Genomic DNA, 21,263 nt, shown 5'->3' on the forward strand with positions numbered 1-21,263 from the left:
AGCCGAAGCACGACGGTCTCACACCTCCCCACCAACTCCCCCAATATTTTTCCTATGAAATACCCGTTCCGCACCGCCCTGCTGCTGTCGCTGGGGCTGCTCGCGTCGCCGGCGCTGCAGGCCCAGGCGCCCGTCTCCGCTCCCCAAAGCGCCCCCGACCCGAAGATGAACCGCTTCATCGACGACCTGCTCCAAAAAATGACGCTGGAAGAGAAAATCGGCCAGCTCAATCTGATTACGGTGGGCTTCGATGTGACCGGGCCGGTGGTGAGCAAGGACGTGGACGCCAGTATCCGGCGCGGCGCGGTGGGCTCGGTGCTGAACACCTTTACGCCCACGGCAGCGCGCAAGCTGCAGGAAATGGCCATCAAGCAAACCCGCCTGCACATCCCGCTCATCTTCGGCTACGACGTCATCCACGGCCACCGCACCATCTTCCCGATTGCGCTGGGGTTGGCCAGCAGCTGGGACCTGACGGCCCTGGAGCGCAGCGCCCGCATTGCCGCCGAAGAAGCCTCCGCCGACGGCCTGCACTGGGTGTACTCGCCGATGGTGGACATTGCCCGCGACCCGCGCTGGGGCCGCATCAGTGAGGGCTCGGGCGAAGACCCTTACCTGGGCTCGCAGATTGCGCGCGTGATGGTGCGCGGCTACCAGGGCGCCGACCTGAGCAAGCCCAACGCCGTGATGGCCTGCGTGAAGCACTTCGCGCTCTACGGCGCCGCCGAAGCCGGCCGCGACTACAACACCACCGACATGAGCCTGGTGCGCATGTACAACGAGTACTTGCCGCCCTACAAAGCCGCCGTGGAAGCCGGCGCCGGCTCCATGATGTCCTCATTCAACGACATCAACGGTGTGCCCGCCACCGGCAACAAGTGGCTGATGACCGACCTGCTGCGCCGGCAGTGGGGCTTCCAGGGCTTCGTGGCCACCGACTACACCGCCATCAACGAAATGACCGCCCACGGCATGGGCAACGACGCCCAGACCTCGGCCCTGGCCTTGAACGCCGGCATCGACCAAGACATGGTGGGGGAGATATTCCTGAAAAACCTGGCCCAGAACCTCAAGGACGGCACCGTGCAGCAAGCCCAGATTGACCTGGCCTGCCGCCGCATTCTGGAAGCTAAATACAAGCTCGGCCTGTTCCAGGACCCCTACCGCGGCACCAGCGAGAAGCGCGCCAAGGCCACCATGATGAAGAAGGATTTCGTGGCCGATGCCCGCGACATTGCCCGCAAAAGTCTCGTGCTGCTCAAAAACAGCAACAACACCCTGCCCCTTAAAAAAACCGGCACCATTGCCCTGGTCGGCCCCCTGGCCACCCGCCAGCGCGACATGATCGGGAGCTGGAGCGGCGCCGGCGACTGGAAGCAGGCCGTGTCGCTGGAGCAGGGCATCCGCAACGCGGTGGGCAGCTCCGTGAAGATCGTGACGGCCCAGGGCGCCAACTTCACCGACGACGAGCAGATGATTGCGCGCCTCAACGAGCACGGCGGCGAGCTGAACGTGGACAAGCGCAACGCTGAGGTGATGATTCAGGAAGCCGTGCAGGCCGCCCAAGGCGCCGACGTGATTGTGGCGGCCGTGGGCGAGAGCCAGGGCATGACCGGCGAAGCCGCCAGCCGCGCCGACATTGGCATTCCGGCCCCGCAGATGGAGCTGCTCAAGGCCCTGAAGAAAACCGGGAAGCCCCTGGTGCTGGTACTCATGAACGGCCGCCCGCTCACGCTGCCCTGGGAAGACAAGAACGCCGACGCCATCCTCGAAACCTGGTTTGCGGGCTCCCAGGCCGGCAACGCCATTGCCGATGTCCTGTTCGGGGCCTACAACCCTTCGGGCAAGCTCACGGCTACCTTCCCACAACACGTCGGCCAGATTCCGCTCTACTACAACCACAAAAACACCGGCCGTCCCTACGCCGGCGTGGCCCTCGACAAGTACAAGTCGCGCTACCTCGACGTCACCAACGACCCGCTCTACCCGTTCGGTTTCGGCCTGAGCTACACCACGTTCGAGTACGGCAAGCCGGAGCTGAGTACGGCTAGCTTACCCATGAACGGCACGCTGGAAGTGAAGGTAACCGTGAAAAACACCGGCAGCTACGACGGCGAAGAGGTTGCGCAGCTCTATATCCGGGACATGGTGGGCTCCATTTCGCGCCCCGTGCAGGAGCTGAAAGGCTTCCAGAAAATCATGCTCAAGAAAGGCGAAAGCCGCACGCTCACCTTCCGCCTCACCCCCGATGACCTCAAGTTCTACAACACCGACCTGCAGTTTGTGGCCGAACCCGGCGAGTTCCAGGTGATGACCGGCCCCAACTCCCGCGACGTGCAGACGGCCACCTTCACCCTGGTCAGATAAGCGGCCCGGCCTCAGACACCACGAAAAAGCCGCGTCCTCACACAGTGTGAGGACGCGGCTTTTTTCGCGAATAGGGTGCAATGGTGTTATTGCTGCTGCCACGTAGCTGCTTCCGCCGTGGTCAGGGCCACGCGGGTGGCTTGCGGGCCTTGCGAGTCGTGGAGCAATAGCACCGTGGTATCGGTGGGCGTGGCCGCTACCTTCCCGAACGGCCGGGCCTGGAATGCTACCCGGCTGGTCTGGCAGCTGGCCAGCAACAGGGAGGCGGCCGATAATACAACAATAAGTGGGCGAAGCGTAGGCATAATCCGGTGGTGATGAAGAAGTAACACCACAAAACTACGCCCCGCCCTGGTGCCCCGCTTTCCTTCTCGACCAAGTTGCCGCCGCGCCCGTCCAGCGGGCGGATGACCCTGCCAAAGTGCCTCCGCCCTCCACCCAAACGCCCCCAAACAGCCGTTGCCGGGCCGAACACCAATTGGTATCCGGCCCGGCAACGGCTAGTGAGGCAATAAAGGAGAAGTAGAAGGCTAGAAGTCCAGAATCACCTGCTCGATAATGTCGCAGGCTTCGTGGAGCTGCTCTTCGGTGATAACCAGCGGCGGTGCAAACCGGATAATGTCGCCGTGGGTGGGCTTGGCCAGCACGCCGCGCTCCATCAGCGTCACGCATACGTCCCAGGCCGTGCGGCCGTCGGCGGCGGGCTTGATGACCACAGCGTTGAGCAGGCCTTTGCCACGCACCAGCTCCACCACGTCGGGGCGTTTGGCCATCACGCGGCGCATCCGCTCCCGGAATACCTCGCCCATGGCCCGGGCGTTGTCGATCAGCTTTTCTTCCAGCAGTACGTCCAGGGCTGCGCGCAGCACCACCGAGGCCAGCGGGTTGCCGCCGAAGGTGGAGCCGTGCTGCCCGGGCTGGATGGTGAGCATGATTTCGTTGCGGGCCAGCACTGCCGATACCGGCAGCACGCCACCGCTCAGAGCCTTGCCCAGAATCAGAATATCAGCGTGTACGCCTTCGTAGCACACGGCCAGCAGCTGGCCCGTGCGGCCCAGGCCGGTCTGAATCTCGTCGGCGATGAACAGCACGTTGTGGGCTTTGCACAGCGCGGCGGCCTTGAACAGGTAGCCTTCCGAGGGCACCATCACCCCGGCCTCGCCCTGAATGGGCTCCACTAGGAAACCACACACGTGCGGATCCTGCAGGGCTTCTTCCAGCGCCGCCAGATCGTCGTAGGGCACCACTTGGTAGCCGGGCATGTAGGGGCCGAAGCCGCCGGTGGAGTCGCCGTCGGTGCTGAAGGAGATGATGCCAGTGGTGCGGCCGTGGAAGTTGTGCTCGGCCACCAGGATGCGGGCCTGGTTGGGCGCAATGCCTTTTTCCTGGTAGCCCCACTTGCGGGCCAGCTTGAGGGCAGTTTCCACGGCCTCGGCGCCGGAGTTCATCAGCAGAGCCTTGTCGTAGTTGAACAGCTCGCAGAGCTGCTTTTCGGCCGCACCCAGCTGGTCGTTGAAGAAGGCGCGGCTGGTGAGCGTGAGCTTCTGGGCCTGCTCGGTGAGGGCCCCAATGATGCGCGGGTGGCAGTGGCCCTGGTTGACGGCCGAGTACGCCGACAGGAAGTCGAAGTAGTGCTTACCCTCCACATCCCAGAGGTGCACACCTTCCCCGCGGCTCAGCACCACGGGCAGCGGGTGGTAGTTGTGGGCGCCGTACTGGTCTTCGAGGGCCATCAGCTCCTGGCTGCGGCTTTGCTGGGTGGTGGGGGCGGAAGTAGCGTGCATATGGGCCGGAGTTTGGGGGCAGATCAGCAAAAAGCGGTGAGCTGCCTACGCCGCCCACCGCCGAAAATTACGCAAAAACCCCCGCTTCGGCTGCCCGCTTCAGCGCGGCGCCGAGAGGCTGCCCAGCCGGTCTTCCAGGTCCAGGAACTTGCCCACGTAGTTGCCTTCCTCCGATTCGTCGGGGTGCAGAATCATCCAGTCCACCACGTCGGCCTCGTCGAACTCCTCGCGGTTGTTGCCTTCGGGCAGGTTGGTGCCCACCAGCCGGCCCGCCACCCGGCCATCCTGCCAGCTGTGCACCTGCACCAGTTGCGGCACCCGGTTGGCAGCATCATCCAGCAGCGTAGCCGTCACAAACAGCTTGTCGCCGGTAGGCAAACCCCGGTTGAAGCGCTGCCGGGCCTGGTTGAGCGTGCGACGGGCCTCTTTCAGTGGGGCGGCGGGCAGCGTTTCGGCCGTGGTGAGCTGCAGCGCCAGGCGGGTGGCAGCCACCGGCATTTCGGGCTGTTGGGTGTGCGCTGCCGGCCCCGCCGCCAGCAGCATCAAAAGCAGAATCCAGTACCGCATCCGGGCAGAGAATGAGCGTGAAACGACTGTTGAGTTTAATTATATAGTGGAAAGATACTATAAATAGCCGGCATGAGCACTTCCTGCTGCCCAACGTATCTTGCGGGCTCATTTGTGCCATCCGTGCCCGATTCCACCCCGCAACCGCTCCAGCCCGGCGACTACTACCTCACTCCGGAAGGCTACATGGTCTTTACGGAGCAGTACCACCTGCGCCGCGGCAGCTGCTGCGGCAACGGCTGCCGCCACTGCCCCTGGCGCAAAAAGGGCAAGTGGGACAGGTGATTCTTGGTGACGGGTGATGAGGTGACAGGTGATGAGGTGCAAGGCGGTCTGGTGATGAAGAGCAGGGCGGGCTGGTTGGTAAACCCGGACGGCGGAGCAGCCGCGTAGCGCCGACCAATTTGCTAGTAGGCCTGCTGCCGCCACGTGGGTGAGCAGTGGGCGGTAGGTTTTGGTTGGCGTACAAGAGCTTATCCAGGCTGAACCGGTAGTGCGCAGAGCGTCGGCGGAAAGTGAAAACCTAGACGCCAGGCGTAGGCCATGAGGGCGCGTGAGAGGGGCGAAACAGCAAGAAAGACAGGCCTGGCGCCCGGCTGCAACGCTTTTGCAGCCCGCCTTTCGCCTGTTATGTGTCACCTGTAACCCTTCCCCGAAAACGCTAACCCGCTATTTTTCAGTCAGTGGTTTTGCTTCTATCAAACTTATGCCGATATTTGCGGCCCCGTTTTTCCGCTTTGAAACCTCTAAGTTCCTGATATCATGGCCCGAGTTTGTGATTTGACCGGCAAGCGTACCCGCGTAGGTAACAACGTGTCGCACGCCAACAACAAGACCAAGCGCAAGTTCTACCCGAACCTGCAGAAAAAGCGCTTCTACATCCCCGAAGAGGATGCTTGGGTAACGCTGAAAGTAGCTACCAGCACCATCCGCACCATCAACAAGAACGGCATCATGTCGGTCCTGAAGAAGGCGAAGGAGCAGGGCTTCATCGTTTACTAGTCTGCCCCCGGCCGCTTCTCGGAGCGAATTGTATTCAGACGCGTACCCGCCCCGGAAGCAATTTCCGGGGCGGGTACGCGTCTTTGTTGTATCTGCCTGCTAGCTTCGTCGCCGTGTCTGTATTCCGTCTGCCTTCCGCCGCCCGCTGCCTGTGGGCTTTTCTGCTGCTGAGCGCCCTGGCGCCAACTGCCCACGCCCAGCGGGCCGCCGGCCCCGGCCGCCCTACCGACTTCCTCGACCCGGCCTTTCACAGAAGCCGGCGCGAGCAGCTGCGGCAGGCGCTGCCGGCGGGCTCGGTGGCGGTGCTGTTTGCCAGCCCGGTCCGCAATCGTGCCAACGACGTCAACTACCTCTACCACCCGCATCCTGACCTCTACTACCTCACCGGCTACGACGAGCCCGACGCGGTGCTGGTGCTGTTCAAGGAGCCCCAGACGCTGGGCGGGCAGGCGGGCGTCACGGAGGCGCTGTTCGTGCAGCCCCGCGACCCCAAAGCCGAGCTCTGGACCGGCCGCCGCCTGGGCACCGAGGGCGCTAAGCAGCAGCTCAAGCTGCAGTACGTAGCCGACAACACCGCCTTTGCCACGGCCGATATCCGCTGGGCCAGCTTCGCGCGGATCCACTTCCTGGACCTGCCCACCGACGTGCGCGACGACGCCCAGGACCCCGCCGACCTGTTCGACCTGGTAGCCGCCTTCCGCCGCCAGGCCGCCATTCCAACTGATTTCAATGGCCGCCTCGATGAAGTATATGGGGCCGTACAGCGCTACGGAGTGGTCAATGCTGCCGGCATCCGGACGTACGTCGAGGCCCAGATACGGGAGCGGCCCGCGCTGGCTGCCGATGCCTACCTGCAGGGCTATCTGAATGCCTCCACTGATGCCGAACGCCAGCAGGCTATCAGCGGGCGGCCCGTCAGCCGCTTAGGCGGGGCTGAGCTCAACGATGCGCTGGATGCACTGCGGGCCGTGAAAACGCCCGAGGAGCTGGCCTTGCTGCGCCGTGCCGTCCGCATCAGCGCTGTGGGGCAGCAGGAGGTAATGAGGGCCCTGCGGCCCGACATGGGCGAGATGGAAGTGCAGGGTCTGCACGAGTACATCTACAAGAAATACGGGGCCGAGTTCGAGGGCTACCCCAGCATCGTGGGCGCCGGCAACAACGCCTGCATCCTGCACTACGAAACCAACGACAAGCCCCGCCTCGGCAACGACCTGCTGCTGATGGACTGCGGCGCCGAATACCACGGCTACACCGCCGACGTGACGCGCACGGTGCCGCCCTCGGGCAAGTTCAGCGCGGCCCAGCGCCAGATTTACGAACTGGTGCTGGCCGCGCAGGAAGCCGGCATCCGGGAGTGCCGGGCCGGCAACGCCTTTCAGGCGCCCGGCAAGGCCGCCCAGCAGGTAGTTACGGAAGGCTTGCTGAAGCTGGGCATCATCACCGCCCCCGAGGAGATGCGCCGCTACTTCCCGCACGGCACCAGCCACTACCTCGGCCTCGACGTGCACGACCGGGGCAGCTACGGCCCGCTGCAGGCCGGCAACGTCATCACCGTAGAGCCCGGCATCTACATCCCGGAGGGCAGCCCCTGCGACAAAAAGTGGTGGAACATCGGCGTCCGGATTGAAGACGACATCCTCATCACCAGCGCCGAGCCCGAAAATCTGTCGAAGGAAGCGCCGCGCACCGTGGCCGATATTGAGGCCCTGATGGCCAAGCCCAGCGTGCTGGAAAGCCTGCAGCTGCCGAAGCTGTAGGGTTTAATGATTTGATTGTCAAATTGTTGAGCAGTAGGGCGTATTCCGGCGTCGTTAAAGGCCGGAATACGCAGCCATTCAACCATTTAACAATTAAACAATTAACAGCTTGCCTATTCCGAAAACCCTCGTACCTTTGCAGTCCTTAATCCCAAAACCCCCGTCGAGATGGCTAAGAAAGGCAATCGGGTGCAGGTGATCCTTGAATGCACTGAGCATAAAAACTCGGGGCAGCCGGGCACCTCGCGCTACATCACCACCAAGAACCGCAAGAACACTCCTGAGCGCATTGAGTTGAAGAAGTTCAACAACGTGCTCAAGAAGATGACCGTTCACAAGGAAATCAAGTAATTGAGCAATGGCTAAGAAAGTAGTAGCAACCCTGAAAACTCCAGGCGGCAAGGACTGGGCTAAAGTCATTCGCGCCGTGAAATCGGAGAAAACCGGTGCCTATACCTTCCGCGAGGAAATGGTGCCCGTTGACAAAGTGCAGGATTACCTCGCCACCGGCGTTAAGTAAGCCAGCGCCTTTGTGGCTCCCTGATTTGAAGTGAAGAAGTCCCGCCAGCGTGGGACTTTTTTGCGTTGTAGCGCGAAGCTCCAGCTTCGCGTGCCGCTGGCCGGCCCGTCGTGCGGGCAGGGCCAGCGTCATCGTCCATCGTCAGCAACGATGCGCGAAGCTGGAGCTTCGCGCTACTCTCCGCATGGGACTTTTCGATTTTTTCAAGAAGGATAAGGAAAGCAAGGAGCAGCAGCAGGCCCTTGATGAGGGGTTGCAAAAAACCAAAACCAGCTTCTTCGACCAGCTCAGCAAAGCCGTAGCCGGCCGCAACACCGTCGACGAGGCGGTGCTCGACGACCTGGAAACCATGCTCGTGCACGCCGACGTGGGCATCGACACCACGGTGAAGGTCATTGACCGCATCGAGAAGCGCGTGGCCCGCGACAAGTACGTGAGCACCTCGGAGCTGGACCGCATCCTGCGCGAGGAAATCGTGGAGTTGCTCGACGCCAACAGCGGCGCCACCGGCTCCCGCGCCATTCTCGACCGGCCCGACAGCCCCGGCTCGCCCTTCGTGATTATGGTGGTAGGCGTGAACGGCGTGGGCAAAACCACGACGATTGGTAAGCTGGCGCACCGCTTCCACTCGGCCGGCAAGAAGGTGGTGCTCGGTGCTGCCGATACCTTCCGGGCTGCGGCCGTTGATCAGCTCATCATCTGGGGCCAGCGGGTGGGCGTGCCCGTTATTTCGCACGGCATGAACACCGACCCGGCCTCCGTGGCCTACGACGCGGTGCAGAAAGGCGTGGAAATGGGTGCCGATGTGGTCATTATCGACACGGCCGGCCGCCTGCACAACAAGGTGAACCTGATGAACGAGCTGAGCAAAATCAAGCGCGTGATGCAGAAGGTGATTCCCGATGCGCCCCACGAGGTGCTGCTGGTGCTCGATGGCAGCACCGGCCAGAACGCCTTTTTGCAGGCCAAGGAGTTCACCAAAGCCACCGAGGTATCGGCCCTGGCTATCACCAAGCTCGACGGCACAGCCAAGGGCGGCGTGGTCATCGGCATCAGCGACCAGCTTCAGGTGCCCGTGCGCTACATCGGCGTGGGCGAGAAGATGACCGATTTGCAGCTGTTCGACCGGACGACGTTCGTGAATTCGCTGTTTAAGAAGTAAACCGGGCTACCCGGTTCGTCATTCCGAGCTCCGCTCGGAATGACTGTTTCTACACCCGCGGTTCCGGTTGGCAAAAGAAACTTCCTCAGTAGGAAAAGGCGTTGCCTCCTGCGTACCTTTGCGGTCCGATTTTCGTCGCGGGCTACAGCGGGCAAGTTTCTCACTGATAAGAAATTGCCCGGCCGCCCGTTCACCGATACGCGAAGCCGAGCTTCGCGCTACTCCCTATGAAAGTAAGAAGCCAGCAGGCCAATAAAGTCAACGTCATCACCCTCGGCTGCTCCAAGAACCTCGTGGACTCGGAGGTGCTCATGGGCCAGCTCCGCGCCAACCAGTTTGACGTGACGCACGAAGCCGACAAGAGCGACGCCAACATCGTCATCATCAACACCTGCGGCTTTATCGACAACGCCAAGCAGGAAAGCATCGACACCATCCTGCGCTACGCCGATGAGAAGGAAGCTGGCCGCCTCGAAAAGCTCTACGTGACGGGCTGCCTCTCGCAGCGCTACAAGGACGACCTGGAGGTGGAAATCCCGCAGGTGGATGCCTTCTTCGGCACCCTGGAGCTGCCCCAGCTGATGAAAACGCTGGAGGCCGACTACATGCACGAGCTGGTGGGCGAGCGGCTGCTGACCACGCCCAAGCACTACGCTTACTTCAAGATTGCCGAGGGCTGCAACCGCCCCTGCTCGTTCTGCGCCATCCCGCTGATGCGCGGCAAGCACATGGACCGTCCCATTGAGGACCTTGTGAAGGAAGCCAACCGCCTCGCCGCTCAGGGTACCAAGGAGCTGATTCTGATTGCCCAGGACCTGACCTACTACGGCCTGCAGCACTACGGCGAGCGGAAGCTGGCCGATTTGCTCCGCAACCTCTCCGACGTGAACGGCATCGACTGGATCCGGCTGCAGTACGCCTACCCCTCGCAGTTCCCGATGGACGCGCTGGACGTGATGAACGAGCGGGACAACATCTGCAAATACCTGGATATGCCGTTGCAGCATATTTCGGATAACATGCTGAAAACCATGCGTCGCGGCATCAGCAAGCGCCGCACGGTGGAGCTGGTGGATACCATCCGCCAGCGGGTGCCGGGCATTGCCCTGCGCACCACCCTCATTGCCGGCCACCCCGGCGAAACCCAGCAGGATTTCGAGGACCTCTACCACTTCGTGGAGGAAACCCGCTTCGACCGCCTGGGCATCTTCACCTACTCGCACGAAGACAACACCCACTCCTTCACCCTCGAAGACGACGTGCCGGCCGAGGTAAAGCAGGACCGCGCCGACCAGATCATGGAGCTGCAGCAGGGCATTTCGATGGAGCTGAACGAGGAGAAGGTGGGCCAAACCTACAAGGTGCTGTTCGACCGCAAGGAAAGCGGCTACTTCGTGGGCCGCACCCAGTACGACTCGCCCGAAGTGGACAACGAAGTGCTGGTGCCCGCCACCAAAGACACCTACGTGCGCCTCGGCGACTTCGCCCAGGTGCAGATTACCGAGGCCTCCGACTTCGACCTGTACGGTAAGCTGGTGTAGGTTTTTTTGAGCTGTCAAAGGCAAAAGGAACGTCATTCCGAGCGAAGGCGGAGCCGGAGCCGAGGAATCTCGCGTGCACTAGTAATCCTGTCGTAAGGGTTTACTGGCGCAACATCAGCACGCGAGATTCCTCGGCTTCGGCTCCGCCTTCGCTCGGAATGACGTTCCTTTATTCGGCCCATCCCAAAAAATACCCAGTTACTTTGTGGCCGCTGGCCGGTTATAGCCCGATTATCCTCCTCTCGTATGTCCGTCACGACTCTTTCGTACGCCGCAACCGGCGCGTTTTCCGCTTTGCTCACCGATTATCTGGGCCAGGCGGAAGCGCTGCAGCCCTTCTACCACCGCTTCCCTACGCTGGCTGCCTTTGAGGACCAGATGAAAGAGAAGCAGGCCCAGTACGCGCCCGAGGCCCGGCAGCGGCTCACAGCAGAGCTACAGCGGCAGTACGCCGCGTTACCCGCGGTGAATCCGGCGGTGCAGGCCAATCTGGAGCTGCTGGCGAAGGACACGACGTTTACCATCACCACCGGCCACCAGCTCAACCTGCTCACCGGGCCGCTGTACTTCATCTACAAGATTGTGACGGCCGTGAAGCTGGCCCGCCAGCTCAAGCAGCAGTACCCGCAGTACGATTTCGTGCCGGTGTACTGGATGGCCACCGAAGACCACGACTTCGCCGAAATCAACCACCTCAACCTGTTCGGCAAGAAGTACGAGTGGAACGCCGCCGACCAGGGCGGGCCCGTGGGCCGGCTGCCGCTGACGGGCCTGAAAGAGGAGCTGCTCGACCAGCTGCCCGCCGACGTGCCGGCGCTGTTCCGGGAGGCGTATGAGCAGTCGGGCACTCTGGCCGAGGCCACCCGCCGCTTGACGCACGACCTGTTTGGCGAGTACGGGCTGGTGAGCCTGGACGCGGATGCGCCGGCGCTGAAGCAGGCATTGGTGCCCGTGTTGGAGCAGGAAATCCAGGCTCAGGCCTCCAATAACGCCGTGCAGGCGGCTAACGCCCGTCTCGAAGCCGCCGGCTACAAGCCCCAGGTTTACTCGCGCCCGCTCAACCTGTTCTTCCTCACCGACAGCGGCAAGCGGGAGCGGCTGGAGTACGACGCGGCCCAGGACTGCGTGCAGATTACGGTGCGCAACACCGGCCGCTGCCACACTCAGGCCGAGCTGCTGGCGCTGGCCCAACAGCACCCCGAGCAGTTCAGCCCCAATGTGGTGCTGCGGCCCCTGTACCAGGAGCTGCTGCTGCCCAACCTCTGCTACATTGGGGGTGGGGCCGAGGTGGCCTACTGGTTCCAGCTGAAGGGTGTGTTCGACCAGAACCAGGTGCCGTTCCCCATTCTGCTGCCCCGCAACTCGGCCCAGTACGTGGGCAAGGCCAACGCCGGCAAGCTGCGCAAGCTGGGCCTCACCTCATTGGACATCTTCCGGCCGCTGCCGGAGCTGAAAAAGCAGGTGGGCACCACACTGGGTCAGGAGGAAATTAGCCTGCAGGAGCAGCAGCAGCAGCTGGCTGCCGCCTTCCAGCAGATGTCGGACCTCGCCCAGCGCCTCGACCCCACACTGGTACGCACGGTGGCCGCCGAGCAGCAGAAGGTGGCCGGCATTGTGCAGGGCCTGGAAAAGCGCCTGAGCAAAGCCGCCGAAGCCAAGCACGAAACCGCCTACAACCAGCTCACGGCCCTCAAGGACAAGCTGATGCCCAACGGTCACCTGCAGGAGCGCGAAGACAACGTGCTGAGCATCCTCATCAACAACCCCGGCTTTATCGGGCAGTTGCTGGATGCCTTCGACCCACTGGCCCTGGAGTTTACGGTGCTGGAGGAGGAGTAGCGGTTCAAAAAAATACCCGTTCAGCCAACAGTTGGCCGCCGCCCGGTATCTTGCCCGCATATCCCTCACGCTATCCGGAGTTTTATGCGGCCATTACGCCTTTCGATTACCCTTTTCGTTCTGCTGCTGACAGTGGCCGCACCCGCCGCGGCCCAGTCCATTAGTGGCATCATCACGAAGGTCGGCAGCCAGGAGCCGGTGCCGTTCGTGAATATTGGTGTGCCGGGCAAAGCCGTGGGTACCGTGGCCGACGAACAGGGCCGCTACCGCCTGAGCGGTGCCGCTCCCACCGACACTGTGCGTATCTCCAGTATCGGGTTCCGGCCGCGCCGCCTGACGGTGCAGGCCCTGCTAACCCAGCCCAACGTGCAGCTCACTGAGGATGCCGTGGCTCTGCGCGAAGTGAAGGTGAAAGCCAAGGGCTACTTCCGGCGCACCCGCACGCTGGGCATCAGTACCAACTCCGAAAACTCCACCATTACGCTGTCGGCCACCGATCTGGGGGCGGAAATCGGGACGGTTATCAGCCTCAAGCACAAGCCCACGAAGGTGCTCAACGCCAACTTCAACGTGGCCTATAATCGGGCGGGCGCGCTGAAGTTCCGGGTGAACCTGTACCGGCTGCTGCCCAACGGCAAGCCTTCCACGGAGAAGCTGGTGCAGCGCGACATCATCGTGACCAGCAGCGTGGCTAAAGGCCCGATTACGGTGGACCTGACCGCCGACCAGCTGATTCTTGACGACGACTTCTTCTTGGCCCTGGAATGGATTGGCGGGGCTGATGCGGCCAAAGTCACCAATGCCCTGGCCTTCTCCGCCAGCATCGGCTACACCAACAACGACCTGTACATCCGCACCACCAGCCAGGGAACCTGGGAGCGGCAGTCGGCCGGCGCCTACCTGGCGGGTATGCAGCCGCGCGCCAGCTTCTACGTGACGGTGCAGGATTAACGCTGCAAGCACCGGCCCGCCGACCATTCAAATCAGCCTGAGGTATATATTGAGGGCTTTTACGCCGCCCGCCGGCCTTGTAGCTGCAACCTATGTTTTCCCGGATTCGTGCTTTGTTTGGCGCCCCTGCTGCCCGTGATTTGTCGTTTGGCCTGCTGGAAGCCCGGCAGCTGACACCTTTGGTAAAGCAGGAAAAGTGGGGCCAAATCGGGCAGATAGCGTTGAGCGTGACGTCGGATGAGCTTTCCCGCCTGCTGGACGGTATCTGCCTGACCGAACAATTCAACAAGCAGATTCTGCCGCTGGCAAAGGACCCAGAGCCGGAGTTTGCCCGGCTGGTGCTGGGAGCCTGGTACCTCTACCAGGCCTGGCAGGCGCGCTCCGGCCTGCTGGCCAAGGATGTATCGAAGTCGCAGATGGAAGGCTTTGAGCACTACCTGCTGCTGGCCCGCGGGCTACTGGGTGGCCCTTTCGCTACCCCAGCCTTCCTCTGCGAAGCCCGCGCCCGGCTGGTGCGGGTGGAAATGGGCCTGAATGAGCCCGACCACGCCATGACGGCCTTTCACCAAAGCATTGCGGTGGACGCGCGCAAGTTCTGGGCCTACCACCACGTGTTCAAGCTGGCCTCGCCCAAATGGCTGGGCAGCGAAGAAGAGCTAGTGGGCTACATCCAGTCGGTGGAGGACGATGCGCTGCATCACACGCTCTGGCTGATGTTTCTGGTAGAGATGTACAGCGACGCCGACCTGGAAAATGAGTCATCGGCCTTGCAGCGGTGGTATCCGGCTTACCGGGAGCTGCTGGAAGAAGTGCTGGCGCAGCCGCAGCTGCCGCTGAACAACACGTTGGTATCCATCTATGCCAATAACAACCTGGCCTATCTGTACCACTTAGTGGGGGAGCGGGAAAAGCGTAATGCCACGCTAACGGCATTGAATGGCTATTTCCCACCCTATCCGTGGGATTATTTCGGCATCGACGCCGGCAGCACCGTGGCCATGAAGGCCTTCCAACTGGCTCCTGCCCGTCGCCCGTGACCAAAGCCGACCTGCGCCGCGAAGCCCTGGCCCGCCGCCGCGCCCTGCCCGAAGCCGAAGTGGCGCACCACAGCGCCGCGTTGTGGGAGCAACTGCACGCCCGTTTTCCGGTAGCGCAGTGGCAGTGGCTGCACCTGTTTCTGCCGATTCCGCAGCAGCACGAGCCCGACACCTGGCTGCTGATCCGGCAGCTGTGGGCGCGGCAGCCGCACCCGCAGCTGGCCGTGCCCGTGGTGCAGCCCGACGGCCATACGCTGCGCCACTTCCACCTCACGCCCGCTACCACGCTGATAGAAAACCGCTGGGGCATCCCAGAGCCGGTGGGCGCCGCCGAAGTAGCGCTGCCGCAGCTGGACGCCGTGCTGATTCCGCTGCTGGCCTTCGACGAAGCTGGCCACCGCGTGGGCTACGGCAAGGGCTTCTACGACCGGTTTCTGGCGGATTGCCGCCCCGAGGCCCTGCGCATCGGCGTAAGCCTGGAGCCTCCGGTTGCGCGCATTGCCGATGCCTGGGCCGGCGACGTGCCCCTGCATGCCTGCCTCACGCCCGAACGGGTGTGGTGGTTTTAAGCGGAGAGTTGCTGTAAGCCAGCTTTTTGTGTGGAGTAGATGTGCGTGAATGGCGCCTATTCTCTACATTCAGGCTATGGCCCATATTCAACCCCCTCATTTCACCGGTCACGCCCGTCGCGCCGGCCGCCGCCTTGCCTCGTCGCCCGATATGACCTCGATGGTAGGGTTGGGGTTTCTGCTGGTGAGCTTCTTTTTGATGGCAGCTGATTTTGCCCGGCCTACGGTTATGGAACTGGCGATGCCCGTGAAGCCAAAGCCAGAAGATATGGGCGCTGTTTGTGGTGGCTATCTGAATGTTATGACAGTATTGATTGATGCAGACGATAAACTTTACTGTTATCCTGGATTGGCTTCGGTGCTGTCTAAAACCAATTTGAAGCAGACCAACTTCAGTGCTGAGGGCTTGCGTCAGGTGCTGTTAGAGAACAGGAAGAATCCGTATGCAGCGTTAGTCCTCATCAAACCCAGCAACCAATCGTCTTACCAGGCGCTGGTAAATGTGCTGGACGAAATGAGCATTACGGAAACCAGCAAATACGCCATAGCAGACCTCACGGCAGAAGACGAGCAACTGATTGAATACGCGCAACAGCTGAACCGTAAGCGCCTGTAGGTGGCGGTGGAGCCTGCCGAGGCGGTATCAGCACTGGTTGACCAGCCGCAAATCCTGCGGGCGCACAATACCGACCCGCACCATAGCGTTGGCTGAATACAACCGGTATTCACTTAATCCCCAGCATCGTTATGGCCGACTTCCAAACCGCCGCCCCTGCCGCCTGTGGCTCGAAACCCCGCGTGAAAAAGTCGGCCTTCCGCCTCGATATGACCCCGATGGTAGACCTGGCGTTTCTGCTGCTCACGTTCTTCATGCTCACCACCACGTTTGCCCGGCAGAACGCCATGGACCTGACCATGCCCGCCGGCAAAGGCCCCGCCACCCCACTCAAACAAAGCAAAGCCCTGACCCTGATTCTGGGCAAAGACAGCCAGGTGCACTACTTCTTCGGCCTGAACGATGCGGACACCAAGCCGACGCTGCGTACCACCACGTTCAGCGCCGCTGGCCTGCGCCAGGTTCTGCTGGACCGCCAGCAGCAGCAGCCCGCGCCCTTCGTGCTCATCAAGGCCGGCCCCGACGCCAAATACCGCGACCTGGTAGACGTGCTCGACGAAATGAACATCACCGACCAGCAGCAATACGCCCTGGTCGATTTCACCCCCGCCGACCAGCAGCTCCTCGACTACCGGCCCCAGGTGCGGCACTAGCCGCTACCGGCGCATGGCTCGTCGGCCCAGCTGGTAGCAGCCGTAGCCTACCCCGACTATGGCCGCCAGGTGTAGCGCCCGCGCCAGCAGCAGCCAGCAGGCCGGAGCGGCCGCACTGCCGGCCGGAAACCCCGGTGGCACCGCCAGCGCCGCCAGTTGCGTAAGGGCGTCGGTGGCGTAGTCGGCCCCAAGCAGCAGTAGCAGGCTGATCACCACCAGCACGGCATATGTCAGGTGCGGACTGCGCCGCCATAACGCCGTGCCGGCCAGCGCCAGCAGCAGCAGGGGCAACAGCAGCGCCAGCACCAGCCAGTAGGGCGGCAGCACGATGTAGGTGTTGTGCAGCTGGATATCCAGCTGCGGCTGCAGCAGCGCCCCAAACCCCACCAACAGGCCGGCCAGCACAACGGCCACCACTCCGCAGCCCAGCAGCAAAAGCAAAAAGCGGTGCGTCATCAGCGGGGCAAAGCGGGCAGCACCTGCACCTGCGAGATGCGCGCCTGCCCCCACGGCGCAATACTGACCGTGACCTGCAGCGGCTGTGGGCGGCGCAGCTGGCGGCGGGCTTCCTCGGGCAGGTAGTAGCGCTCCAGGCCGTAGCGCAGGCGCATGCTGCGGCGCCACGTTTCCTGCACCCAGCCGCGCAAAACAGTCTGGCCGGGGCCGATGGCCGGCGGCGCCGGGTACACGGCCACGGCCTCATAGACGCCCTGCCGCTGCTCCAGCACCACGTATACCGGGGCTTTGCGGCGGGGCACGGCGCTGCCCTTCCAGAGGCGGCCGGGCAGCTCACTGATGAGGTAGCGCAGCTCCAGATAGTCGTGGAAACGCAGGTCGCGCGGGTCGGCGGGGGCGGTGCGCAGGGTGATGGTTGTGCCTAGCCGCTCGGTGGCGTAGCCGGCCCCGGACACCGCCAGCACAAACAGCAACTGCGCCACCACCAGCCCCCGCAGCCAGCGCCGCCGCCGGGGCTCGGGCAGTGTGTGGCTGGGCCGAACGATGGGCGTGGCTACCGGCGCGCCGACCGCCGCAGGTACGGACGTAGCAGGCGCGCTCATGGCTTGGGGGCTTCAGAAGTTGAAAACGTGTGAGCCGCCCGGCGCCGCAGCCACCAGCTCAGCCCCAGCAGCAGCCCGCCGCCCAGCAGGAAAAACAACGACTTATCCATGAAGCCCCACGTCAGCTTGAAGTAGGCCACGGCGGTGGTCAGGATGAACAGCACGGTGCCCAGCGTCACCCGGTCGGGGTTTTGCTCCTGGTGGGCGCGCCAGAGCACGGCCCCGGAATAGGCGTACAGCACCACCAGCGTGGCCACGGCCAGCGGCAGCCCGCCCGTGAAATAGAAGCCCGGTAGCAGCAGCAGCCAGTCGGTGAGGCTGCCCAGGCGGCCACGCCGCTGCTTGCCCACCGCCGATAGCGCCAGCACCACTCCCAGCGCCGCCAGATACGGCAGCATGGGCGCCCGTAGCCGCCCGGCATAAATATCCGACTCGCCGAACAAAGCCAGCCCCAGCGTAAACACAAACGCGGCTACCAGCGGCGGCCCCTGCAGGGCGCGGCCGGCCGGCCGGTCGGGCTGCCAGTCGCCGAAGGCGTAGAGCAGCATGGCCGGCAGGAAAAACCAGGTGATTTTGATGTGCAAATGGCTGATGAGCAGCGCCGCCTGCCAGAGCAGTCCCGAGGCCAGCACTGCCCCCAGCACCGAATCGGGGCGGCGCCACCAGTAGTAGCCCAGCCCGCCGGCCGTGAGCCCGGCGGTTAGGTAGCTGAACGCCCCCAGCTGCCCGGTGTTGTAGCCCTGCACCAGCCCGCCAATCACCACGGTCAGGATGAACAGGAACCGGCTGCCGTACACCCACGTGAGGGCCACGCCCGCTACGGCCCACGCCACCAGCCCCGACAGGTCGTAGCCGATGAGCTGGTACATCTGGCTGGTGAGCAGGATGCTGATGCCAAACAGCAGCAGCCCCAGCCCCAGCAGCCCCATGCCCAACGACTCGTACTGGCGGCGCAAAAAGTACTCGGCGGCGGCGTAGGTGCCGGCCAACGAGCCCAGCAGCAGCGCCAGCCGCACCACTTCGGGCAGGCCCTGCCAGTTGGCCGCCACCACGCTCAGGGCGCTCAGCAGAATCAGGAGGCTGCCCAGCAGCGGCAGCAGCGCCAGGGGCAGCCGTTCGGCCGGGTACAGCGCCAGCAGCTGCACGCGCTGCTCTTCCGCAATGATGCCCCGCTGCACCCAGTCCCGCCCGTCGGTTTCCAGTACTCTTCGACTCATAATGCGGGCAACTTACGCAGGATGGAACAATGTGAATCTACGGTTGGACTTGGCCAGGCAGGCATTTCAGGTCGCGAATTGCCAGAGAGGCGTCTCGCTTCAGCTGATGGGTCCGGAAAAAGTCGCTTAGGTCCTGCAGCCGCTGCCGGTTATCGTAGCGACAGGCCCAATACAGCTTGCTCTGGCACTGCGAGCAGAGACGGTTGGGTTTGCTATCCGTTTCCGCGAGGCTATTGGTGCCATTCATCACGCAGAGTGCGTGTGTGCAGTGGCGCAGGGAAAACATATGCCCCAATTCGTGCGAGGAAATGCCAAGCAGGCGGGTCAGGCAGCGGGTATAATTTCGGGAAGTCAGCTGCATATCCTGAAGCCGGTAAACTGACGTTACGCCTACCCGGTCCGGGTACGAGGCCAAGCCAAATACGTAGTTCCATTCCGGTTTCGGATATAAGTCCTGGGCACTGAGAGCCATCAGGGCCAAGCCATTCGGTGGTATCTGCCCGTTCAGGCGCTGGCTCAGGATGTAAGGCGCCAGCAGTTGCTCCTGCCCATCGGTGCCCCGGCGCCGGGCTGTTTTCGGGACGAACGTATCCGATACCGTGGGCAGCAAGACCACCGGCAGCTGAAAGAAGCTTTGCAGATACTGCCGCGTAGCCTGCAACACCTGCTGCTGCAGCGGCGAAAAGCGGCCGACAGGCAACAGATACAACGTATGGCGCACCGAGTCGGGCCGAACAATACGCAGCTGCTGGTACTGTTTCAGCGTCTGCCCTGGCTCCTGGTTTTCGTAGAGCCACTCGCCGGGCTGCGGCTTCTTTAGTGGCAGGTCGTTGGCTTTGATGGCAGCAAAGTAAGCCCGGGCTTCGGGTGAAAAATCAGCATCAGCAAATAGCCCACAGGCCAGCATCAGGCCCGGAAAGCCCAGCAGCAGCACAATCCGGCAGAACCGCAGCAGCATACCGGTCAGTTGGGAAGTATCACGAACAGCGGCAGGCCCTTATCCTGCCGGTACCAGGCCGCGTGCTCTGACGGGCAGTGGCAGGTCAGGCACCAGGTATCCTGCCACTGCTTGTAGCACGCCGGGCACTCGCCCGCCGTTTCGAAAGTGTCCCATATGTGGTCGCAGCTGCATTGCCACTGCTCGCCGCCTTCCGGCTGCCAGTTGCATTTCGGGCAGGCAATAACGAGTGGCGTTTCGCGGTCGGGCATAGCAGTATCGTAATGATTAAAAGAAACTATATCTGTAGCAGCTGCCTCTGTTTCCAGGCCCACGTCAGCTCGCACGTAGCGCGCCCGGAATGGAGCGTTGGGCAACTTACGCCGAATGGCGGAATTGCGCTGGCGGCGCTACTCGTCGTGCGGCGCCCGGCCCTGAGCCCATACCTTCCGCTCCTGGCGGCGGCGGGCTGCCTGGTGGCTGTAGTGCCCCCAGCCAATGCGCCGCTCGGAATGAAAACGCAGCACACTTTCTGCCAACTGGGAGTTCTGCCGGATCATCAGGCCATTGTAGGGGCACGTGTCGTAAGGGCAGTTGTGGCGGGAGTAGGTGCCGAAGTTGCGGTGGCCGAGCTGCTTCCGGGTGAGGATGCGCTGTTGCGCGTGCTTGATTTCTTCCCAGGCCGCGCGCTCATCGGCCACGGTTAGCTCCTGCCCCAGCGTGCTGAGCTGTAAGTAGGTGGTAGGATCCTTGATCTGCAGAAACTCATAAAACTTCGGAAACACCGTAATGGCGGCATCCCGTAGCTGCTGCCGTTGCACCAGATTCAGCTTCTCGTTTTCAAGCAAGCTGCGGAACAGCCCTAGCGAGTTGAAATCGGTGTAGCGGCGGTAATTGGCCAATAGATGCCGGTACTCTGCTTCCGTAAGCTGGTTCAGGCGACAATTCAGTTTCATAGCATTATCAGGTTTCTGCCCCTACGCCCGCTTCCAAGCCCGCGTCATTTCGCGCTTGCCGGGCGGGCCCGGAATTCGATCCACTTCCCAGCCGGCGGCCTGCAGGCTGCGCTTGAAGCTGCCTTTGGCGCAGTAGCTCACCAGGCAGCCGCCCGGCGCGGTGGCGGCGTACAGCTGCTGGAATATCTCGTCGGTCCACATGTCGGGCTGCTTTTCGGGCGCGAAGGCGTCGAAGTAGATGACGTGGTAGGTGTCTTCGGCCAAGGGCGTGTGCTGCAGCTCGCCGGCCAGCTTCAGCAGCGCAAACTGCGGCGTGAGGGCCACCGGCGTGTTCCAACCAGCAGCATGAATCTGCTCGTGGTAATCCAGCAGCTCGGGGTTGAGCACGTAGCGCTCCACGCCCAGCTGCCCGATAACGGCCGGCGGCAGCGGGTACTTCTCAATGGTATCGTAGAAGATGGGGTGGGGGCTGGCCAGGCTGTACTGCAGCGTGAGCAGGGCGTTCAGGCCGGTGCCGAAGCCGACTTCCAGCACCCACACCATGCCCGTGGCGGCGGCCATCACGGGGGCCAGGCCCGCGCCCAGGTACACGTGCTGCGCCTCCTGAATGGCGCCGTGGGTGGAGTGGTAATGTTCGTCGAGGGCGGGCACGTACAGCGTGCTGGAGCCGTCGGCCGTGGTGCGGACTTCTACGGTAGGGGTAAGCATACGGGAGCGGTTGAGGAGCAGG

Annotated in this window: 24 protein-coding genes; 14 read left to right on the forward strand and 10 right to left on the reverse strand. The window is 62.8% G+C overall.

Annotated features, from left to right (window positions below; all coding sequences use genetic code 11):
* Positions 1–54: 54 nt before the first annotated feature.
* Complete coding sequence (gene bglX / locus N008_RS09415) at positions 55–2,367, forward strand: beta-glucosidase BglX (RefSeq protein WP_044015533.1); 2,313 nt, start codon at positions 55–57, stop codon at positions 2,365–2,367.
* A gap of 86 nt (positions 2,368–2,453) precedes the next feature.
* Here bglX and N008_RS23095 read toward each other — a convergent pair whose 3' ends face one another.
* From N008_RS23095 to N008_RS09425, 3 genes are all read right to left on the reverse strand, one after another.
* A complete protein-coding gene (locus N008_RS23095) occupies positions 2,454–2,672 on the reverse strand; it encodes a hypothetical protein (RefSeq protein ID WP_156109164.1) in 219 nt (72 codons plus the stop codon).
* A gap of 225 nt (positions 2,673–2,897) precedes the next feature.
* Positions 2,898–4,151 carry an ornithine--oxo-acid transaminase gene (gene rocD / locus N008_RS09420; RefSeq protein WP_044015535.1) on the reverse strand — a complete coding sequence of 418 codons (1,254 nt, stop codon included), beginning with the start codon at positions 4,149–4,151 and terminating at the stop codon, positions 2,898–2,900.
* Positions 4,152–4,250: 99 nt separating this feature from the next.
* Positions 4,251–4,718: a hypothetical protein gene (locus N008_RS09425; protein WP_044015537.1), complete on the reverse strand. Its 468-nt coding sequence runs from the start codon at positions 4,716–4,718 to the stop codon at positions 4,251–4,253.
* Positions 4,719–4,841: 123 nt separating this feature from the next.
* Between N008_RS09425 and N008_RS23100 the strand changes: the two genes are divergently transcribed.
* From N008_RS23100 to N008_RS09480, 13 genes are all read left to right on the forward strand, one after another.
* A complete protein-coding gene (locus tag N008_RS23100; RefSeq protein WP_231569807.1) occupies positions 4,842–5,003 on the forward strand; it encodes a DUF5522 domain-containing protein in 162 nt (53 codons plus the stop codon).
* A 477-nt stretch (positions 5,004–5,480) separates the two neighbouring features.
* On the forward strand, positions 5,481–5,720 hold the full coding sequence (gene rpmB, locus N008_RS09430; RefSeq protein ID WP_044015540.1) for a 50S ribosomal protein L28: 240 nt from the start codon (positions 5,481–5,483) through the stop codon (positions 5,718–5,720).
* 113 nt (positions 5,721–5,833) lie between these two features.
* Complete coding sequence (locus N008_RS09435; protein ID WP_231569808.1) at positions 5,834–7,477, forward strand: aminopeptidase P family protein; 1,644 nt, start codon at positions 5,834–5,836, stop codon at positions 7,475–7,477.
* Positions 7,478–7,645: 168 nt separating this feature from the next.
* Positions 7,646–7,828, forward strand: coding sequence for a 50S ribosomal protein L33 (gene rpmG, locus N008_RS09440; protein WP_022825071.1), 183 nt, complete (start codon positions 7,646–7,648; stop codon positions 7,826–7,828).
* Positions 7,829–7,835: 7 nt separating this feature from the next.
* A complete protein-coding gene (locus N008_RS22345; RefSeq protein ID WP_071843814.1) occupies positions 7,836–7,997 on the forward strand; it encodes a DUF4295 domain-containing protein in 162 nt (53 codons plus the stop codon).
* A 184-nt stretch (positions 7,998–8,181) separates the two neighbouring features.
* On the forward strand, positions 8,182–9,159 hold the full coding sequence (gene ftsY / locus N008_RS09445; RefSeq protein WP_044015542.1) for a signal recognition particle-docking protein FtsY: 978 nt from the start codon (positions 8,182–8,184) through the stop codon (positions 9,157–9,159).
* 227 nt (positions 9,160–9,386) lie between these two features.
* Positions 9,387–10,700: a 30S ribosomal protein S12 methylthiotransferase RimO gene (rimO, locus tag N008_RS09450; RefSeq protein ID WP_044015544.1), complete on the forward strand. Its 1,314-nt coding sequence runs from the start codon at positions 9,387–9,389 to the stop codon at positions 10,698–10,700.
* Positions 10,701–10,946: 246 nt separating this feature from the next.
* The gene (gene bshC / locus N008_RS09455) at positions 10,947–12,539 is read left to right on the forward strand and encodes a bacillithiol biosynthesis cysteine-adding enzyme BshC (RefSeq protein ID WP_044015546.1); all 1,593 of its coding nucleotides are present in this window, start codon (positions 10,947–10,949) and stop codon (positions 12,537–12,539) included.
* A 132-nt stretch (positions 12,540–12,671) separates the two neighbouring features.
* Complete coding sequence (locus N008_RS09460; RefSeq protein ID WP_044015548.1) at positions 12,672–13,490, forward strand: carboxypeptidase-like regulatory domain-containing protein; 819 nt, start codon at positions 12,672–12,674, stop codon at positions 13,488–13,490.
* A gap of 92 nt (positions 13,491–13,582) precedes the next feature.
* On the forward strand, positions 13,583–14,527 hold the full coding sequence (locus N008_RS09465; RefSeq protein ID WP_156109168.1) for a hypothetical protein: 945 nt from the start codon (positions 13,583–13,585) through the stop codon (positions 14,525–14,527).
* Complete coding sequence (locus tag N008_RS09470; protein WP_044015551.1) at positions 14,524–15,096, forward strand: 5-formyltetrahydrofolate cyclo-ligase; 573 nt, start codon at positions 14,524–14,526, stop codon at positions 15,094–15,096. The genes N008_RS09465 and N008_RS09470 overlap by 4 nt, the downstream gene beginning before the upstream one ends.
* 76 nt (positions 15,097–15,172) lie before the next feature.
* Positions 15,173–15,712, forward strand: a complete 540-nt coding sequence (locus N008_RS09475; RefSeq protein ID WP_044018541.1) for an ExbD/TolR family protein — start codon at positions 15,173–15,175, stop codon at positions 15,710–15,712.
* Between the two features lie 131 nt (positions 15,713–15,843).
* A complete protein-coding gene (locus N008_RS09480) occupies positions 15,844–16,365 on the forward strand; it encodes an ExbD/TolR family protein (protein WP_044015553.1) in 522 nt (173 codons plus the stop codon).
* 3 nt (positions 16,366–16,368) lie between these two features.
* Here the strand turns inward: N008_RS09480 and N008_RS09485 are convergent, their stop codons facing one another.
* From N008_RS09485 to mnmD, 7 genes are all read right to left on the reverse strand, one after another.
* Positions 16,369–16,821: a hypothetical protein gene (locus N008_RS09485; RefSeq protein ID WP_044015555.1), complete on the reverse strand. Its 453-nt coding sequence runs from the start codon at positions 16,819–16,821 to the stop codon at positions 16,369–16,371.
* Positions 16,821–17,423: a GDYXXLXY domain-containing protein gene (locus tag N008_RS09490; protein WP_044015557.1), complete on the reverse strand. Its 603-nt coding sequence runs from the start codon at positions 17,421–17,423 to the stop codon at positions 16,821–16,823. The genes N008_RS09485 and N008_RS09490 overlap by 1 nt, the downstream gene beginning before the upstream one ends.
* The gene (locus N008_RS09495; RefSeq protein ID WP_052381378.1) at positions 17,420–18,640 is read right to left on the reverse strand and encodes a DUF2157 domain-containing protein; all 1,221 of its coding nucleotides are present in this window, start codon (positions 18,638–18,640) and stop codon (positions 17,420–17,422) included. The genes N008_RS09490 and N008_RS09495 overlap by 4 nt, the downstream gene beginning before the upstream one ends.
* A 37-nt stretch (positions 18,641–18,677) precedes the next feature.
* Positions 18,678–19,598, reverse strand: coding sequence for an archaemetzincin (locus N008_RS09500; protein WP_044015559.1), 921 nt, complete (start codon positions 19,596–19,598; stop codon positions 18,678–18,680).
* Positions 19,599–19,603: 5 nt separating this feature from the next.
* The gene (locus N008_RS09505; protein WP_044015561.1) at positions 19,604–19,849 is read right to left on the reverse strand and encodes a hypothetical protein; all 246 of its coding nucleotides are present in this window, start codon (positions 19,847–19,849) and stop codon (positions 19,604–19,606) included.
* Between the two features lie 138 nt (positions 19,850–19,987).
* Positions 19,988–20,533, reverse strand: coding sequence for a hypothetical protein (locus N008_RS09510; RefSeq protein WP_044015563.1), 546 nt, complete (start codon positions 20,531–20,533; stop codon positions 19,988–19,990).
* 21 nt (positions 20,534–20,554) lie between these two features.
* Complete coding sequence (gene mnmD / locus N008_RS09515; RefSeq protein ID WP_044018543.1) at positions 20,555–21,241, reverse strand: tRNA (5-methylaminomethyl-2-thiouridine)(34)-methyltransferase MnmD; 687 nt, start codon at positions 21,239–21,241, stop codon at positions 20,555–20,557.
* Positions 21,242–21,263 lie beyond the last annotated feature (22 nt).

The organism is Hymenobacter sp. APR13 (assembly GCF_000737515.1).
In the GTDB taxonomy this organism is placed as follows: domain Bacteria; phylum Bacteroidota; class Bacteroidia; order Cytophagales; family Hymenobacteraceae; genus Hymenobacter.

Coding starts and splice junctions, on each gene's coding strand:
- bglX (WP_044015533.1), top strand. CDS start 55: ATGAAATACCCGTTCCGCACCGCCCTGCTGCTGTCGCTGGGGCTGCTC.
- N008_RS23095 (WP_156109164.1), bottom strand. CDS start 2,672: ATGCCTACGCTTCGCCCACTTATTGTTGTATTATCGGCCGCCTCCCTG.
- rocD (WP_044015535.1), bottom strand. CDS start 4,151: ATGCACGCTACTTCCGCCCCCACCACCCAGCAAAGCCGCAGCCAGGAG.
- N008_RS09425 (WP_044015537.1), bottom strand. CDS start 4,718: ATGCGGTACTGGATTCTGCTTTTGATGCTGCTGGCGGCGGGGCCGGCA.
- rpmB (WP_044015540.1), top strand. CDS start 5,481: ATGGCCCGAGTTTGTGATTTGACCGGCAAGCGTACCCGCGTAGGTAAC.
- rpmG (WP_022825071.1), top strand. CDS start 7,646: ATGGCTAAGAAAGGCAATCGGGTGCAGGTGATCCTTGAATGCACTGAG.
- N008_RS22345 (WP_071843814.1), top strand. CDS start 7,836: ATGGCTAAGAAAGTAGTAGCAACCCTGAAAACTCCAGGCGGCAAGGAC.
- ftsY (WP_044015542.1), top strand. CDS start 8,182: ATGGGACTTTTCGATTTTTTCAAGAAGGATAAGGAAAGCAAGGAGCAG.
- rimO (WP_044015544.1), top strand. CDS start 9,387: ATGAAAGTAAGAAGCCAGCAGGCCAATAAAGTCAACGTCATCACCCTC.
- bshC (WP_044015546.1), top strand. CDS start 10,947: ATGTCCGTCACGACTCTTTCGTACGCCGCAACCGGCGCGTTTTCCGCT.
- N008_RS09465 (WP_156109168.1), top strand. CDS start 13,583: ATGTTTTCCCGGATTCGTGCTTTGTTTGGCGCCCCTGCTGCCCGTGAT.
- N008_RS09475 (WP_044018541.1), top strand. CDS start 15,173: ATGGCCCATATTCAACCCCCTCATTTCACCGGTCACGCCCGTCGCGCC.
- N008_RS09480 (WP_044015553.1), top strand. CDS start 15,844: ATGGCCGACTTCCAAACCGCCGCCCCTGCCGCCTGTGGCTCGAAACCC.
- N008_RS09485 (WP_044015555.1), bottom strand. CDS start 16,821: ATGACGCACCGCTTTTTGCTTTTGCTGCTGGGCTGCGGAGTGGTGGCC.
- N008_RS09490 (WP_044015557.1), bottom strand. CDS start 17,423: ATGAGCGCGCCTGCTACGTCCGTACCTGCGGCGGTCGGCGCGCCGGTA.
- N008_RS09495 (WP_052381378.1), bottom strand. CDS start 18,640: ATGAGTCGAAGAGTACTGGAAACCGACGGGCGGGACTGGGTGCAGCGG.
- N008_RS09500 (WP_044015559.1), bottom strand. CDS start 19,598: ATGCTGCTGCGGTTCTGCCGGATTGTGCTGCTGCTGGGCTTTCCGGGC.
- N008_RS09505 (WP_044015561.1), bottom strand. CDS start 19,849: ATGCCCGACCGCGAAACGCCACTCGTTATTGCCTGCCCGAAATGCAAC.
- N008_RS09510 (WP_044015563.1), bottom strand. CDS start 20,533: ATGAAACTGAATTGTCGCCTGAACCAGCTTACGGAAGCAGAGTACCGG.
- mnmD (WP_044018543.1), bottom strand. CDS start 21,241: ATGCTTACCCCTACCGTAGAAGTCCGCACCACGGCCGACGGCTCCAGC.